This is a genomic window from Blautia sp. Sow4_E7 (assembly GCF_052116245.1).
Lineage (GTDB): Bacteria > Bacillota > Clostridia > Lachnospirales > Lachnospiraceae > Blautia_A.
Genome location: NZ_JBQKLL010000032.1, coordinates 22288 through 40179 on the forward strand (window position 1 = coordinate 22288; position 17892 = coordinate 40179).

General features: G+C 46.1%; 12 protein-coding genes. All 12 read right to left on the reverse strand.

Annotated elements, in window-relative coordinates; genetic code table 11:
- Positions 1 to 331: 331 nt before the first annotated feature.
- The 12 genes from ACTQ50_RS14805 to ACTQ50_RS14860 all read right to left on the reverse strand — a co-directional run bounded on the left by ACTQ50_RS14805 (position 332) and on the right by ACTQ50_RS14860 (position 17706).
- Positions 332 to 4402 carry an FtsX-like permease family protein gene (locus ACTQ50_RS14805; RefSeq protein ID WP_441484830.1) on the reverse strand — a complete coding sequence of 1357 codons (4071 nt, stop codon included), beginning with the start codon at positions 4400 to 4402 and terminating at the stop codon, positions 332 to 334.
- A 7-nt stretch (positions 4403 to 4409) separates the two neighbouring features.
- The gene (locus ACTQ50_RS14810) at positions 4410 to 5126 is read right to left on the reverse strand and encodes an ABC transporter ATP-binding protein (RefSeq protein ID WP_441484831.1); all 717 of its coding nucleotides are present in this window, start codon (positions 5124 to 5126) and stop codon (positions 4410 to 4412) included.
- A gap of 338 nt (positions 5127 to 5464) precedes the next feature.
- On the reverse strand, positions 5465 to 6430 hold the full coding sequence (locus ACTQ50_RS14815) for a hypothetical protein (RefSeq protein WP_441484832.1): 966 nt from the start codon (positions 6428 to 6430) through the stop codon (positions 5465 to 5467).
- Positions 6431 to 6568: 138 nt separating this feature from the next.
- Positions 6569 to 8491, reverse strand: a complete 1923-nt coding sequence (locus tag ACTQ50_RS14820) for a CotH kinase family protein (RefSeq protein WP_441484833.1) — start codon at positions 8489 to 8491, stop codon at positions 6569 to 6571.
- 106 nt (positions 8492 to 8597) lie between these two features.
- A complete protein-coding gene (locus ACTQ50_RS14825) occupies positions 8598 to 9269 on the reverse strand; it encodes a DUF4956 domain-containing protein (RefSeq protein WP_441484834.1) in 672 nt (223 codons plus the stop codon).
- Between the two features lie 20 nt (positions 9270 to 9289).
- A complete protein-coding gene (locus ACTQ50_RS14830) occupies positions 9290 to 10015 on the reverse strand; it encodes a polyphosphate polymerase domain-containing protein (protein WP_226817879.1) in 726 nt (241 codons plus the stop codon).
- A gap of 266 nt (positions 10016 to 10281) precedes the next feature.
- Positions 10282 to 11955 (reverse strand): bifunctional diguanylate cyclase/phosphodiesterase, encoded by a 1674-nt coding sequence (locus tag ACTQ50_RS14835; protein ID WP_441484835.1) that lies wholly within the window; start codon positions 11953 to 11955, stop codon positions 10282 to 10284.
- Between the two features lie 298 nt (positions 11956 to 12253).
- Positions 12254 to 13558 carry an O-acetylhomoserine aminocarboxypropyltransferase/cysteine synthase family protein gene (locus ACTQ50_RS14840; RefSeq protein ID WP_226817880.1) on the reverse strand — a complete coding sequence of 435 codons (1305 nt, stop codon included), beginning with the start codon at positions 13556 to 13558 and terminating at the stop codon, positions 12254 to 12256.
- Between the two features lie 303 nt (positions 13559 to 13861).
- Positions 13862 to 14440 (reverse strand): pyridoxal 5'-phosphate synthase glutaminase subunit PdxT, encoded by a 579-nt coding sequence (gene pdxT / locus ACTQ50_RS14845; protein WP_441484836.1) that lies wholly within the window; start codon positions 14438 to 14440, stop codon positions 13862 to 13864.
- A 1-nt stretch (position 14441) separates the two neighbouring features.
- Positions 14442 to 15317, reverse strand: coding sequence for a pyridoxal 5'-phosphate synthase lyase subunit PdxS (gene pdxS, locus ACTQ50_RS14850; protein ID WP_441484837.1), 876 nt, complete (start codon positions 15315 to 15317; stop codon positions 14442 to 14444).
- Positions 15318 to 15617: 300 nt separating this feature from the next.
- Positions 15618 to 16982 carry a sensor histidine kinase gene (locus ACTQ50_RS14855; RefSeq protein WP_226817883.1) on the reverse strand — a complete coding sequence of 455 codons (1365 nt, stop codon included), beginning with the start codon at positions 16980 to 16982 and terminating at the stop codon, positions 15618 to 15620.
- A 52-nt stretch (positions 16983 to 17034) separates the two neighbouring features.
- Entirely contained in the window at positions 17035 to 17706 is a 672-nt protein-coding gene (locus ACTQ50_RS14860) for a response regulator transcription factor (RefSeq protein ID WP_441484838.1), read from the reverse strand.
- Between the last annotated feature and the right edge of the window lie 186 nt (positions 17707 to 17892).

Genomic DNA, 17892 nt, shown 5'->3' on the forward strand with positions numbered 1-17892 from the left:
CCCGGCTCCGAAGCTACCTTCAGCGGATGCGAATCTCAAAATGTCTTCCATCTCAGGGAACGCCCCGGACATTTCTCTCTGGGAGGACATGCGCTTACTCCTCTTCTTCTATGCCTTTCGCTGCGGCTTCATTGTTTTCCAGATGAATAACCGGAAAAAGCCGCTAGTTTTATGGATATAACTATAATTGCAATTTTCCAGCTTGTCAAGCAAATTTAAAAATTTCACAATTACACCGCCCAGGTAACCGCGGCATTTCTATTTCTTTCCTTCTCATAAAAAACACACCGCCCAGGCATTCTCATCCAAGGCGGTGTTTTCTCAATATTTTTTACTCCACACTCTTTAAAGATTCCACCATATCAATGGTCTTCAGCTTAAAATGCATCACTCCATTCACCACAATGGAAAATACGCTCGTCAGGATTCCGCTGATTACAAAGCTCAGCGGCTTAATATTTCGTCCAAACATAACCGCATCCACCTCAACCGTGGTGATCACATACCTGTGAAGGAGAATTCCAAACACTGCTCCAAACAAAATTCCAAGCACTGTCAGGATCACATTTTCCCGAAGTACATACTGGGAAACCTCCCCGTCATAGAAACCAAGCACCTTCAACGTTGCCAGCTCTCTCTGCCGCTCTGTAATATTAATATTATTCAGGTTGTACAATACCACAAATGCAAGCATTCCCGCAGAAACGATCAGCACCAGGATTACCACATCCAGAGTACTCAGCATACGGTCGATCTGTGTGGAAAGACTACTTGTATAACTGATACTAAGAGCACCAGGATATGTAAGGATCTCAGTACCCACTGTCTCCAGATCGTCCTTGCAGTCCTCATTCATGGTAAACACAATATCCTGATAATCCGGCTTTTCCCCGAATGTCTGCTCATAGACGGTGGGCGTCATATAAAGGTAATGACTCATATAATTTTCTGTGATCACGGCTACCTTTACCGTATATTCCTTATCCGCTTTTTCCAGGGTAATGGTATCGCCCACCTTCAATCCAAGCTGGCTTGCCGTCTTCTCAGAAACAGCAGCCCCTTCGTCGGTAAGCTCATATTTTTCCTTGGTAATACGGTTCTGCAAAGTCACATCCTTTGCAAATTCCTCCAGATTTTCCGGCACAAACAGATAAATGCTGATATTGGAGCCGCCCTTCGGGGCACTGATCTTCGTCAGCTGTATCTGGTTGCAATGGGCGATTTTCTCATTGCTCTTCATATATTCCAGAAGCTCTGCCCGCTCTTCCTCTGTGGCATCACTGTCCTCGATCACCATACTTTCATAATGCTGCAGATCCCGATACTGAATGGTGGCAATATCACTGACAGAATCCTGGATTCCAAATCCAACCAGCATCAGTCCCATACTTCCTGCAATCCCAAAAACCGTCATGATCAGACGTTTCTTATATCGGAAAAGATTTCGGATGGTAGATTTCCAGGAAAAACTTAAATGCTTCCATATAAACGTGATCCGCTCCAGAAGCACACGTTTGCCCTCTTTTGGCGCCGGTGGACGCATAAGGGAGGCCGGTGTCTCCTGCAGTTCTTTTCCACATGCAAAAAGAGTGGCGCCAACGGTACACACAATGGACGCCCCGGAAGCAATCAGTGCAAAACTGAACTGATAGTCAATGGAAAGGGTATTGGCCACATTGTGATACATAATTCCATAGGCCGTTATAATAATGTAAGGAATGATCTTCTCGCCGATCAGCATTCCCAGAATACTTCCAAGCACTGTTGCAAAAAACGCATAACAGAGGTATTTTGCCGCAATCGCAGTCTTCTTATATCCCAAAGCCTTCAAGGTACCAATCTGGGTTCGCTGCTCCTCCACCATACGGGTCATGGTAGTAAGACTGATCAGTGCCGCTACCAGGAAAAAGATCACCGGGAAAACCTGGCCAATGTTTCGAAGGCGGTCCGCATTGTCACCATAATCGGTGTATTCCGGAAGGTCCTCACGGTCTGTGACCATCCACTCCGGTATCTCCAGATCAGCCAGTTCCTGTCTGGCATCGTCTAATTTCTGCTGGTTATCTGCAATCTCATCCTCTGCCTCTTTTTGGGCATCCTGGTATTCTTTCTTTCCATCTGCCAGATCCTGCTCACCCTTTTTCAGATCCTTCGCTGCATCTGCAAGCTTTTTCTCGTTATCGGTGATTTCCTTTTCCCCATCCTGAAGCTTCTTCTCATTGTCCGCAACTTCCTGCTCTCCAGAGACAAGCTTCGCCTCATTATCCGCGATTTCTTTCTCACCGGAAGCAAGCTTCGCTTCATTGTCTGCAATCTGTTGTGCCCCGGAATTATACTGTGCCAGACCGGAAGCATATTGCTGCTCGCTGTCATTTAGCTTCGCCACATTGGCATCCAGTTCTGCCTGACCATCCGCCAGCGTTTTTGCATTGGAATCAATTTCCTTCTGAGCCTTGTTCAGCTTTTTCTTCGCTGCGTTTAACTGCTTCTGCCCATTTGCCAGCTCCTGCTCTCCAGCTTCAATTTCGGCCTTGGAAGCAGCGAGGGCTTTCTCCTGCTCCTGAATTTCGTTCCATCCGGCATCAATCTGCGCCTGACCTGCACTTATCTGCTCAAGACCTGCATTTAGCTCGCTTTCCTTCTGGGAAAGCTGGGAAAGTCCGTCCCCCACAGCCGCCAGGCTTCCTTCCAGCTGACTTCTGGTGGACGCAAGCTGCTGCCTTTGCTCCTCAAGCTGGGCTTCGCCTGCCTGGATCTGCTGGCTGACTGCTGCTTCCTGACTTTCCAGTGCCGAAACCTGGGCTGCCAGGTTATCCAGTTCCTCCTGGGAAGCATCTGGATTTTCCAGTGCTGCATTGTAGCTGGCCCGGGCGTTCTCAAGCTGGACCTGTAACTCTGCCAGCTGGCTTTTTGCACCCTCCAGGGCATTTACTCCCTCCTGCAGCTGGGCTTCTCCTGCAGCCACCTGGGACAGTCCCTCTGTAATCTGCTGCTTCTGCTGATTTAACTGTGCCCTGGTGCTTTCGATCTGCTGCTGTCCCGCCGTGATCTCTGCCTTGGACTGATCCAGCTCATTCTGTTTGGCAGTTAAAGTCTGCTTGGCATTTTCTAACTGCTGTTCGCCTGCTTCCAGCTGGGATTTTCCATCGGCAAGTTTCGCTGCATTTTCATCCAGGGTTTTCTGGTTTGCCTCTAATTCTGCCAGACCACTATTTACCTGCTGCTGGGCAGAAGCAAGCTGTGCCTGTCCATCCGCAAGTTTCGCTTTTGCCGTATTTACCTGGCTCCAGCCGTCATCCAGCTGGCTTCTGGCACTGTCAAGCTGGCTTTTGCTGGAAGAAAGCTGACTCTTTGCATCCGCAAGCTGGCTTTTTCCATCGGCAAGCTGAGCCTTGGCCTCTTCTAACTGGGTTCTTCCATCGGCAAGCTGCGTTTTTGCATCTTCCAGCTGTTTTTTACCGTCGGCAAGCTCTGTCTTCGCATCTTCCAGCTGGGATTTTCCATCTTCATATTCCTTCTTGCCCTCTTTTAAATCTTTCTCGCCTTTATCCAGTTCTTCCTTAGCATCGGCAAGCTTCTCATCTGCCTCTTTTTTCCCATCATCCAGCTTCTTCTGGGCATCGTCAATTTCTTTCCGGGCGTCTGCCTTCACAGCTGCAAGACGGATCTGACAGCGGTCATCTGCGATATTTTCCACACGGTCCTTGATCTTGGCGATCAGATTTTCGTAACCGTCTGTATAGCTTGTAAGATCCTTGGCTCCATGAACGGTCACATAAATCTGAGTATAGATTTCCTGGTCAAAATCCTCTGGAAGTACATAGCCAAATCCATTGACTTCTCCGGTTCCAAGGGTGGTATTTCCCCGGTTAAAAGATATGTAGAGCGGACTTCTTCCGATTCCAACCACTGTATATCCTGTAGTAACCAGAAGGGAAGAATCCTCACTCTCACGCAGGGATACCTGTTCTCCCACCTTGTACTCATTTGTGGAGGCAAATGTACCATCCAGGAAAATCTCGCCGCTTTTTTCCGGAAGGCGGCCTTCCTGCACATCCAGCTTATTCACCGTATCATTCAGAGACTCTATGTGAAGAACCTTCTGTTTCTGGCCCTCCCCACACATCACGTCCGTGGACCAGGCACCTTCCGCGGATTCAATCCCATCTATACTTTCTATAGAAGAAACATCTTCCGCCGTCAGCCCCATGGTTCCCACAACCTTAATGTCCATCAGGCTGCTTTCATCGTAATAGGCATCCCCGGAATAACGCATATCCGGCGAGGAAGCCTGAATGCCGGAAAAGAAGGCCACTCCAAGAGCCACGATCAAAAGGATAGAGATAAACCTGGATTTGCTCTTTCGGATCTCCATCCAGAATTCTTTTCTTAATGCTTTCATCTCTCACCTACCACTCTATTTCTTCTACCGGAGTTGGATGGTCGTTCATAGTCATCTGGGCCACTTTGCCGTTCTTGATCCTGATCACACGGTCTGCCATGGGCGTGAGGGCAGAGTTGTGAGTGATCACAACCACCGTCATTCCCTTCTGCCGGCACATGTCCTGCAAAAGCTTGAGAATGGCCTTACCCGTCTGATAATCCAGAGCTCCTGTAGGCTCGTCGCAAAGGAGCATCTTGGGATTTTTGGCAAGGGCTCTTGCTATGGAAACACGCTGCTGCTCACCGCCTGACAACTGTGCCGGAAAATTTCCCAGTCGGTCTTTTAGTCCCACTTCTTCCAGAACGGTCTTGGGGTCCATGGGGTTCTTGCAGATCTGCCCTGCCAGTTCTACGTTTTCCAGGGCAGTCAGATTGGGCACCAGATTATAAAACTGGAAAACAAAGCCAATGTCATCCCTGCGATAGCTGGTTAGCTGACGATTGTTGTATTTCGCAATGTTCCTTCCATCTACCCAGATCTGGCCACTGGTGGCGGTATCCATTCCTCCCAGAATATTCAGAACCGTCGTTTTACCTGCACCACTGGGACCAACGATCACGGCAAACTCGCCTTTCGCGATATGAAAACTGATCTCGTCCACTGCGATTATTTTTACCTCTTTGGTTCCGTAAATCTTGGAAACTTTTTCGAGGTGGATGTAATTTTCTGTAGTATCCTGCAATGTATCACACTCCTGTTTTTTCCGTCATCAGACAAAAAGCCATTCCTATGTGGGCGATTTTTGTCTGTCATTTTTAGTATAACATTGCAGTATTTTTTGTTCAATTGGGGAAAATATGAAATTTCTATAAAACAAGGAAATGGATATTACTGTTCACAGCAACACGCTTCGCATGATTTCGCGCCGCGTGGTATTTTCCGTAATCAGCAAAGAAAGCAGTATGAAAAACAGCCCCTGATTTTTCTGAAAATCAAGGGCTGCACGTTTCATGTTACTTTTTAAACTCTATAAGGCTCAGTGTGTACCACAGTTTTATCTGCCTATTCTCTCTACCTGTTCTAATACAAATAGCCACTGTCCACATATCCGTATTTCATAAGGCTTGGAGCGTACACATACCAGTATTTCGATCCACTGGAGTCGATCACTACCACACTGTCTCCGGTATTCAGCTCACCGATCTCGTTGGATTCGTCATAAGCCATGGCAGAACGCAGGGCCAGATACCCCTTGGATACCTTCACAGACATAGTGGTATAGGAAGTTCCGCCTACCAGATAGTCCTTATTCACAAATCCATTGGTATCATATTTTGGGGAATATACATACCAGTACTTGGAATCGCTGGTGTCCAGAAGCTGCACCACATCACCGGAATATAATTCACCGATCTCATTAGAGGTATCGTAAGCCTTCATATTGCGAAGGGCCAGATAGCCTTTGACTACGCTGACAGTTCGTGTCTCACCAAAATAGCTGGAATCATAATCCATACTCTCATCCCGGTACAGATATTCCTGATTTACATATCCGTAGCAGTTCAGCTTCGGAGAATAAACGTACCAATACTGGGCATTGCTGCTGTCAGAAACCCATACCGTATCTCCGGAATAAAGCTCGCCGATTTCATTGGAAGCATCATAATCCGGTGCATTCCTAAGAGCCAGATAACCAGTGGCTACACTTACGGTCCACATCGTATCATAGGAGGATACGGAAGAGGTTACAGAGTCCAGATAGTCATTGTTTACATATCCGAAATTATCATACTTTGGAGAATACACGTACCAGTAACCGGTAGCTCCTGTATAATCCATAACTTCTACCAGGTCACCTGTGTAAAGCTCGCCAATCTCATTACTGCTCTCAAAGGCTGTGTCTGTCCGAAGTGCCAGATAGCCGGTGGCAACATTTACACGATAGGTATTACAGGACGCTTCTGCTTCCTGTGCGGTTCCTGGAACCGAAAGAGCCAGCGCTGTGGCGGCAAGAATGGGCATACAAATCTTCTTCATTTTCGTCATAGAAAAATCCCCCTTCATATAGTCGCTGCTGTTCACCCCATGACCAGCAACATACAATTTTCTGAAAAAACACTTTCTTCACGTACTTATATATGAAAATTATAACGGATTCACCATGGCTTTTCAACTCCGTTTTTCTTATTGTACACTATTGGAATCTGCTTTTTGTAATGCCTCATTTCCATCTGACTCCTGAATGGAATCCTTTACATTTTCTTCTGTAGAATTCTGCCCAGCATTTTCAGACGCTTCATTTTCTTTCTCATTCTGCTGGCTGCCAGTGAACATCTGATTTCCATCTGGGCCGCCGCCAGGACCGCCTGCGCCATGTCCGGCTCCACCACCGCCGGACATGGTTCCCATCACGCTGAGATCAATATCAGAACCATCTATGAGGCTGGAAGAATCTTCCTGCTGTCCATCATCTGTAGAAGGGATCGTGCCGTCCAGCTGACCGCTTACACTCTCAGCGCGAAGGCTCACCACCTCCAACAGCATCTGTGCTGCAGCATCATACTCTTCGTAACTGTAAAATGCGGTAGGGTCATCGGATACAAGATCATCAATCTGGCTGCGGATCCGCTCATAGGTTTTCTGGAATTCACCGCCATTTACATATTTCTCCACAAGCTCATTCAAATACTCATGGTACTTCGCCAGATATTCCTCATCTTCCAGCAGCGCATCAAAGAAATTGGTAATGGAAAATGGAGTGTCAATGACATCGTTTATCACAGAGGTGGCGCCAGAAGACTGACCACCCATTCCGCCTCCCATGGACATTCCACCAAAGGAAAGGTTATAGTCCCAGGGCAGGATATTCAGCTGGCCATTGTACTCATAGAGATAATAGTTGTGGGCCATTGTTCCGGAAAGACTGTCGTCGTTTACTACGAAGGTGTGGACTGCCATATATTTCAAAATGTTGTCCACATCCATGTAAGTCTCCAGGTCTGTGCCTTCACTGATATTTTTCAGGGCTTCTACTACCCGCTTATGATCTTTTTTGCCAGAATCTGTTACCTCACCGTCCCAGATGGTAGAGTAGCTGTCAAGGTCATCATCTGTGTAATTTAAATCTGCACCTCCGCTGCCGCCCATGGCACCCATTTCGTGGTCCGAAAAGTCTGCATTCTCTGGCATTTTCCCATTCTCCGGTGGCTGGAAATCCTCTGGCATATTTCCATTTCCCATCTGCGGCATTTCGCCGCCTTGTGGGTCACCGCCCATTTGCGGCATTCCATTCTCACTTTTCGAATTCTCATTTTCTATTGTATCTGAATCATCCGAACTTTCTGAGGAATCATCCTCATTTTCCGAATTACTCTCCATTTGCGGCATTTCTTCGCCAGGGAACTCTCCCATTTCAGGCGCTTCACCTCCAGGGCCGCCTTCTCCGTCTTTCTCATCTTCTCCGCCGCCAACGCCCATGCTTTCCGGCTTATACAGATTTCCATCCTCTGTGCCATAATTGCGCAGCATAAAACTGTCTTCCACAGCTTCCAGGGCCAGATACACGCCCCAGTAATCACCGTTTACACAGATTTTTGCATAATTATAAAGAGAGGCATCTACCCCCAGATACTGGTACATATCGTAAACAATGGCTTCCTTCATGTTCGTGGCATCTGCATAATTGTTATTCAGGATCAGCTTATCCAATCCATAGCAGGTCTGCCCTTCTATGTAATGATCGAACTCCAGCTTGAAGCTATACCGGTCTGTATCCGGGTCACTGGCTATCGAAGAAAGACTGGTATTCCCTTTTGGACGGATTCCTACCGAATAAAAGGTCTTTCCGTTCACCACCACATCGCAGGAATAATACTCCTCCGAAAGCGCATTTTCCAGCATATCATTCCAGTCGTCCTCATCCATGAGAATGTCAATGTCCATGATCTGATCGGTATCAAACAGCTTGCTTTCGTATTCCATTGTTACGGCGTTGTTTCCGTAGACGGACTGAAGCTGCTTGGAAAAGGCGGATGCCACAAGGCAGAGGATCACCGCAAATGCCATAAGTGCAGAAATGATCTTCGTTATATATTTATTTGTAACCATGTGTCTATTCCTCCATCAAGTTTTCCTCCAGGCAATTTTCTCAAAGCTCCTACTCACTATGCTCCATAAAATACCTGGCAAAATCCTGGCTACGGGCAGAATCTGATCATGACATATACTCTCCGTTGTAGCTTACTAAAGTTGCATTCTCCACACCTGCGATCTCATTCAGACGATTCACAAAGGCGGTCTCCCCGTCTTTCATCCGGATTTCTGCTGTAAACTCTATTCCTTGGGCATTTACTGTTTTGGATTTCACTGCATACTTTTTCACGGCTTCTTTCATAAGGGAAACAGCTGCATTTTCTGCATTCTCATCCTGGCAGTTCAGAATCAGCAGGTAAGGATTGTCATGTACCTTTTTGTTTGCAAAAAGGATCAGGATCACACCGATAATGGCTGAGCCGATCACAGCCAGCGTCAGCATTCCTGCACCGATCACGATTCCGGCAGCGACTGCCCAGAACAGATATACGATCTCCATAGGCTCTTTGATCGCCGCACGAAAACGGACAATGGAAAGAGCACCGACCATACCAAGGGACAACACAACGTTTGAGGTTACCGCCAGGATCACCAGTGTGGTCACCATTGTCATCCCCACAAGTGTCATGGCAAAGCCTGTGGAATACATCACACTGTTAAACGTTTTCTTATAAACTACAAAAATAAACAGTCCAATGACCAAGGCTGCTGCCATGGCGATCAACGTATCAGCTGCTGAGAATTCTGTTATATTTTCCAGAAAACTGGATTTAAAAATATCATTAAATGTCATAATTGTTATACTCCTGTTTTTTATCCATAATTTCTACATGCTGCATATTTTGAAAAAGATTCCTGTCTTACTCCATCCATCTGGATCATATCCTGTATCACCCTTGGCAAAAAAGCGTCATACTTCACTTCCATGATCATCTCTCCCGGACACTGCTGCCCGGTCTCCACATCGTACACCTTTTCTTCCAGAAATGTTCCGTGATACATGGTGGTCCGCACGTTCCAGTCAAAGGTGATCCGCACATTTCCAGCTGTATAAATGTAAGGCTCTCTTGTATAGGAAACCAGCACTCTTGGCTTCAACTGCTGATACTTCATTTTTCCATAAAGCTCCTGAACCAGAGAGGAAGCATGGTTTTTCATCCATCCCAAGTTACCTGCAAGAAGCATTCTGCACTCTTCTTCTGACAGTCTGGCGCTTACCTTCATGCAAAGATTGTTATCTTTTATCTTCTTTTCCAGCGTAATCCGTTCAAAATTATCATTATAGTAACGGATCCGGAATTTTTCTCTTTTTGCAACACCATTTACCTTTTCCCGAAGTGCCTTGTCCTGGAGATTATCAAAATAAATACTCCGGATGCTGTAGGTTCCGTCTGCCCTTGTGTGGGGATCCATCTTCATCACCTGGCGAAAACGGCTTCGAAGCTGCAGGTACTGCCAATAAGTAATTATATATTTTAATTCATGGCGATAATGGCTGCTGTTCGCAGCCTGGCCAGTGATCACTTCGCGTACTTCCATTTAAATTTACCTCCCTTCCCGGAACAAATGTATGTCCCGTTCCTTCTCATTCCAACATCAAACAGGATCTGGATATTGGATCTGTCAGTTCTGAATTATAGGGACTGAACCTGAAATGTACTTGAAAAAGTATGTGACCATTCTGCGAAACTTTAAGAACCATGCTCGACGAATTTCCTCATTCTGTGCACGAAAAAAGCCCCATGCTTTCTAACATGAGGCTCATTTTACATAACACTTCTATATTCTTTTATACCATTTCCTAATTATTTCTCCGGACAGACTTCTCGGCCTTTCCCTGCAAAATACTTCCTGGAAAACTCCTCTGCCGGACATGGCTTGGAATAATAATAGCCCTGAAGCAGCTCCGGTGCATAAGTCTGGACAACAGAAAGAATCTCCGCATTCTCCACACCTTCCACACATACCTTAATGCGTGTCTGCTTACTCAGGTTCATAATATATTCCAGGATGGCCTGATCCATCTCATCGTCCTGGATGGAACGGACAAAGGTATGGTCGATCTTGATCCACTGCGGCTTCAGCTTGCGAAGTAATGCAATGGAGGAATACTCCGTACCAAAGTCATCCAATGCCATATTGATTCCCATATTTTTGAAATATTCAAAATCATCCCGAAGACCGTTGGGATCTGACACCTTGCAGCTCTCCGTCAGCTCCAGGATCAGCTGCTTCGCCGGTGTACCAGAATCTTGCACGATCTTCTCTACCATTTCCCGGAATCCAGCCTGCAAAATCTGGATATAGGAAACATTCACAGAGATCACGAACTCCGGATTCTCCTTCCGCCACTTTCCAGCCTGGGCAAGTGCTTCTTTCAAAAGCCACTCTCCCACCTGCCGGATGGTTCCGTCTTCCTCCAGAATGGGGATAAAATCCATTGGGGAAACCATTGTACCGTCTGGCAGATAAAAGCGCATCAAAGTCTCCGCGCCGTACACTTCCTGTGTTTTTCCATCCACCAAAGGCTGATATACAAGGGCAAAACCTTTGCAATTGTTGGAAACCGCCTCCCGAAGCACTTCCTGAAGGCGGAACTTCTCCACCGTCTTCCTGTGCATCTGACCGGAAAACTGGGCGATACTTCCACGTCCAACCTTCTTGGCCTGTTCAAGAGCATACTCCACATTTGCATGCAGGGTCTCGAAGTCCTCTGCATCCTGTGGAAAAAAGGACACGCCACAGGAGATAGTCAGCTGGATCTCCAGATTCATCTCCCTGGGCACTTCCACAGAAAACCTCTGTACCTCCTGATAGATCCGGTCAAGTGCATCCTCAGATTTCTCTGTGGTAATACAGTAGAACTTACCTCCTGGCCCGCGGTAAAAAGTAACGCCTACCAGTCCCTGGCACTTCTGGCCAATGCGCTGCAGCACCTCATCGCCTACCAGATATCCAAGAATATCATTGATCCTCTGAAGTCTGTCCACATCAAAAAGAAGGACAGCCCCCTCCATTCCCTGATTGATAAATGCAGGCAGCTGCTTCTTCAATTCATGGAAGGTATACAGGCCTGTGGGCTGGTCAAACTTGGCATTTACACCAAGGTTCATCATCGTGCCAACAAAAAGGCCAAGGCTTCCGTCCTCGTTTCGTTCCACGATTCCCTGGCACCTTACCCATACGTACTTTCCATATTTATTCAAAGCCCGGTATTCACAGTTATGCCGATTGCTTTTCCCATCAAAAATGCGGCCTATATCCTCCAGAAAAATGTGCTGATCCTGGGGATGGATATGCTGCACCCATTCTTTCGCCGTGTTCTCTATAAATTCACCAGGCAGATTAAAGTAATCCACACTTGGCTTGGACCATCTGGAAAAATCACGCTCCAGGTCCGCTATATAAATGTACATATTATCTGAAGTCTGAGACAGGGCATCAAATATGCGTCTGTCCAGATTAGAGATATCTATCACACAAAATCACTGCCTTCCCTTTTCTTTTCCCTATTTAACTTATATTTTACCATGCTTTGCAGGATTTTGTCTACATTTTTTGACAACATTGCACATAAAATATTAAGAAAGTTTAAAGAAACCAATAAGTAATCCTAACAAATCATTTTCCACACAATTCCAAATGATTCTACAGAATCAAAGCTGAAAATTCAGAAATTACTTTCCAACACTGAGAATCGCGAAAAAAAGGGTACCACATTCCCTTTCCTCCAGGAACATGGTACCCACTATTTACATATTCAAATGAAGTTTCGAGTTACTTTACTGCCTCAAATGCTGCATCCAGAGCTGCGATCAGGTCGTCTACTTTCTCAATACCAATGGAAAGACGGATTGTGTTTGGTTTGATACCCTGGTCAAGAAGCTCTTCCTCTGTGCACTGGCTGTGTGTAGTAGTTGCAGGATGGATAACAAGTGATTTTACATCTGCAACATTTGCAAGCAGTGAGAAGATTGCAAGGTTATCAATAAATTTCTGGGCAGTCTGTGCGTCACCCTTGATCTCGAAGGTGAAGATGGAACCACCGCCGTTTGGAAGGTATTTCTTATAGAGATAATGGCTTGGCTCGCTCTCCAGTGATGGATGGTGAACTGCTTCTACCTGTGGATGTTTGGACAGGTAATCTACAATCTTCAGGGCGTTGCTTACGTGACGCTCCACTCTTAAGGAAAGAGTTTCCAGTCCCTGTAAGAACATAAATGCATGGAATGGAGAAAGGGTTGCTCCTGTATCACGAAGGATAATGGCACGAATGTAAGTTACGAATGCGGCCGGAGCAGTTGCCTCTGCAAAGGAAATTCCATGGTAGCTTGGGTTTGGCTCAGAGATCCACGGAAATTTGCCGGATGCTTTCCAGTCGAAGTTACCGCTGTCTACGATCACACCACCGATTGCAGTTCCATGTCCACCAATGAACTTTGTTGCAGAATGAACGACGATGTCTGCGCCATACTCGATCGGACGAACCAGATAAGGAGTTGCAAATGTAGAATCCACTACAAGAGGAATGTTATGTTTGTGCGCAATTTTTGCAACTTCTTCAATGTCGATCAGGTTGGAGTTCGGGTTTCCAAGGGTCTCAATAAAGATTGCTTTTGTGTTTTCCTGGATTGCAGCTTCAAAGGAACCTTCTACATCCGGATCTACAAATGTTGCGGTAATGCCGCTGGTCTGTGGAAGGGTATGTGCCAGAAGGTTGTATGTTCCGCCGTAGATGGTCTTGGAAGCTACAATGTGCTCACCTGTTTTTGCAAGTGCCTGGAATGTATAATCGATCGCTGCTGCACCGGAAGCAACTGCAAGTGCTGCAACTCCGCCTTCAAGAGCAGCGATTCTCTGCTCGAAAACGTCTTCTGTCGGGTTGGTAAGTCTTCCATAGATATTACCAGCATCGCGAAGTCCGAAACGATCAGCTGCATGCTGTGAGTTATGGAATACATAAGAAGTGGAAGCGTAAATCGGAACGGCTCTTGCGTCTGTTACCGGATCTGCTTTCTCCTGTCCAACGTGTAACTGTTTTGTCTCAAATCCCCAGTTTTTAGAATCTCTGATATCTGCCATTTTTCTTTCCTCCGTATGTTTGCTATTTTTCATCACATTTGGTAAATGTTAGTTTTGTTATTGTTTAGGATGTTTTTCTTTGTTGCTGCTTTGTTTTTGTTGATGAATGCATAGTAACATACTGGGAATTATCTGTCCAATATGTAAAAATAATACCTGGTTATAGGTTTGAGCTATAACCAGGTATTTCTATTTTCGTGGACAACGGGCCAAAGTCCGTGCTTACACGAGACCTTGGCGGCCGCCGCGAAGCCCATACTCCTGTAAGATCTTGAACACCATCTTTAGACGCCCCTGCAGCCTTTATATTTCAGCGTATTTCTTTACGCTCTTAAGAAACGCTTCATGGATCCGGTCATCTTCATCCAGTTCCGGATGAAATGCCAGACCATACTGCTCTTTGTATTTTACAGCCACAATATTGCCATCTACCTCTGCCAGCACTTCAGCCCCTTCCCCACATGTTTCAATATAAGGGGCGCGGATAAAGGTCATAGGAACCGGACCGATCCCTTTCATTTCCTGGATGGTATGAAAGCTGCCAAGCTGTCTGCCATAGGCATTTCTTTTTACAGTCACAGGCATGGTTCCGAAATACACATGTTCATCATTGGAAAGATGATCAGCAAGAAGGATCAGGCCTGCACAGGTGGCAAGCACCGGCATCCCGGCCTGGATCTTCGCTTTCAGCGGCTCAAACATTTCCAGCTCTCTCAGAAGTTTTCCCTGAACGGTGCTCTCCCCGCCAGGAAGGACCAATCCGTTAAATCCGCTGTCAAGATCTTCTTTTTTCCGTAATTCCACGCATGTAGCGCCAAGCGACTCCAGCTTGCTCTTATGTTCTGCAAAAGCCCCCTGCACAGCAAGGATTCCGATTTTCATCTTATTTGCCCCTCTCTGCCATCAGAAGCTGGATCTCCTGCTCGTTAATCCCGACCATAGCCTCTCCAAGATCTTCAGAAAGCTCTGCCAGCATTTTGGGATCCTGATAGTTGGTAACGGCTTTTACAATGGCTGCTGCACGTTTCTTCGGATCACCAGATTTGAAAATACCAGAGCCTACAAATACTCCTTCTGCTCCAAGCTGCATCATAAGGGCTGCGTCTGCCGGAGTTGCCACTCCGCCGGCTGCAAAGTTTACTACTGGAAGTCTGCCATTTTTGTGAACATACTCTACCAGCTCGTAAGGTACACGAAGGTTCTTGGCTTCCTCAAAAAGCTCATCCTCACGCATGGAAACCACTTTCGCGATCTCACTGTTCATCATACGCATGTGACGTACGGCCTGTACCACATCTCCTGTTCCTGGTTCTCCTTTTGTACGGATCATGGATGCGCCTTCTGCAATTCTTCTTAAAGCCTCTCCTAAATCCTTTGCTCCACATACAAATGGTACTTTGAACTGACGCTTGTCAATGTGGTAGACATCATCTGCCGGGGAAAGGACCTCGCTCTCATCAATGTAATCGATTTCAATTGCCTCTAAGATCTGTGCTTCCACGAAATGTCCGATCCTGCATTTTGCCATAACCGGGATGGAAACAGCCTCCTGGATTCCTTTGATCATTTTCGGATCGCTCATTCTGGAAACGCCGCCAGCTGCGCGGATATCTGCCGGAATCCGCTCCAGCGCCATAACAGCACAGGCACCTGCCTCCTCTGCGATCTTTGCCTGCTCCGGAGTGGTAACATCCATGATCACTCCACCTTTTAACATCTGTGCAAGCTGTTTATTTAATGCGTATCTTTCCTGGCTCATTTTGATTTCCTCCTGTACCTACCGGGTAAAGAAATGCAGCCTCTTGTTGCTTCATTTCTTTGCCGTTGTTTTTTCTTGTCTGAAAGAATACAAGATTACTGTGCTGTTATAAATATCCAATTTTTATATATTTTATAGGGACAGTTATCATTTTTTGTAAAAATTCACCCTCAGAGCCATAACTCTGAGGGCTTTCTCATTATGAAATAGCGTCACCTTTCCAAGCCATTATTAGTTTAAATCTTATAAACTTCTAATTCATATGGTATGAGAGTCGAAAAATTTTTTGACACTCATACATCATATAGTAACTTGAAACAGAATCGACCTTCCATCTTTACTGCTGACCTTGATCTTCCCGCCATAGGCTTCGGCTACAGCCTGGGCAATGGACAGCCCAATTCCGCTGCCGCCAGTCTTTCTGGAGCGGGAATTGTCCGGGCGGTAGAAGCGGTCAAACAGGCGGTTCAGATTTTTGGTGTCTTCCAGTACACAGGTATTAAAAACTTCAATTTTCGTCTTTCCATGGGCTTTATATACATCCAGACGGATGGTTCCATTTTCATCGGAATATTTCATGGCATTGTCCAGAAGGACGGAAATCATCTGCCTTGTCACGTCGGGATTTCCACATAAAGTCAGGTGTTCTTCGATTCTCTGGGAATAGGTTTTTCCCTGGGCTTTTGCAAGGGAAGCGAAGGGCTCTGCCACTTCCCAGGCTGCATCGCTTAAGGAAAACTCTGTCTTATCCGGGAAAGGATTCTCCTCATCCAGACGGGACAGTGTTACAAGATCCGATACCATTCTGGACATTTTTGCGGTCTGGCTGTGGATGTTCTTCGTCCACTCATCTTCTCCGTGTTCCATGGCGATCACATCCACACTGGTTGCAATGGAGGTAAGAGGGGTTTTGATCTCATGGCTGGCATCTGTAATAAAACGTTTCTGCCGTTCGATGTTCTGAATGTAAGGTTTCATCGCCTTTTTTGAAAGAAGGATCACCAGAAGGAGCACAGCCAGGAAACATACCACTCCTACCAGACAGGAAATGAGAAGGACATTCCTGGCAGAATGAAGCTCCATTGTGGTGTTTAAAAATATAACAATATTATCATTTTCTTCTATTACAATCTGAAATCTGTAGTTTTTATAATAACCTTTTTCTCTTTTCCCACCTAGCACGTTGAGGGCAAATTCTTCGGCTTCTTCCTGGGTAACAGAGGCAATAAAGTCAGTAGAAACAGCAGTTACATTTTTCTCTTCGTCCAGGCGGACTATGAAAAAGCGTGTTGTGTAGGGTGCCTCCGGATCGTGGTCCTCTGGGCGGTTGAAGACATCTGGAGGCGCGGGCTTTTCAGTTGTCGCTGAATTATCCCGATTCCCATCAACGCTGCTCTCTGAATTTTCGACAGATTCAGAATTCTGATTTTTGCTGTCAGTAATGCCTTCTGCGGACTGTTCTGCAGCATTATGCGTTTCCGGATTTTCTTGATCTGCATTTACCCTTCCAGCTTCAAAGTCGTAGATTTCCTGTATTCTCTGATCTGCCCGAACTGCTGTCGTATGGTAATTCCACACATTGATCCCAGCCAGTACAGTCACCAGCATAATAAAAACTGCAAGCATGGCAGCCAAGATAAAATGCCAGCGCATCTTTTTCAGCATATGTTCTCCTCCAGATTAACTTCTCGTGATAAGCTGCTGTTCACGAAGCGGACTATACTTCTTCCAGGGAATAGCCGGATCCGCGGACAGTTTTGATCTCTACAGTAGCGCCCAGCTGTTTTAATTTTTTCCGCAGAAAACCAATATAGGTCCACACCACATCCATCCCGGTGGTTCCGTCCTGCTCCCAGATTTTTTCCATAATGTGTTCTGTGGAAAATACGAATTTAGGATGTTTCATAAATAATTCCATCAGCTGAAATTCCTTGTTGTTCAGCCGAATGCTTTCGCCCTCCGCTGATAGTTCAAACCGGTTACAGTCCAAAGTGGTATTTCCAAGACAGAGAAGACTCTCCGTGTAACTGGTACTTCTTCTGCCAAGTGCTTTCACCCTGGCAATAAATTCGCTTGCTGCAAAGGGTTTGGGCAGATAGTCGTCTGCTCCTGCATTCAGCCCGGCTACCCGGTCTTCAATTTCGGACTTTGCTGTCAGCAGCATCACCGGGGTCGCAATATGGTTCTCTCTGGCTCTTCTAAGCACCTCCAGGCCATCCATTTCCGGCATCATAATGTCCAGCACGATCACATCATAGTGTCCCTGGCTGACAAAGTCCCAGGCATCTTTTCCATTATGTATAATATCTACCGCGCACTTGTTTTTCTCCAATAGAACCTTCAGCGCGCGTGCAATTTCCACCTCATCTTCCGCAATCAGGATACGCATAATTGTCCTCCGTTTTTTATGGCAAATTTCTTCTGTTTTCATCATAACAGAAAAATCCCGGAAATCAATCCGGGATCTCAGATTGTAGACAAAGCCCTGCTTTTGCAGGGTTTTGCTATTGTTGGAACCGCTTTTCTGATATAATAAATATCAGAAGGGCGGTGTTTTTTATGATGACGAAAAATG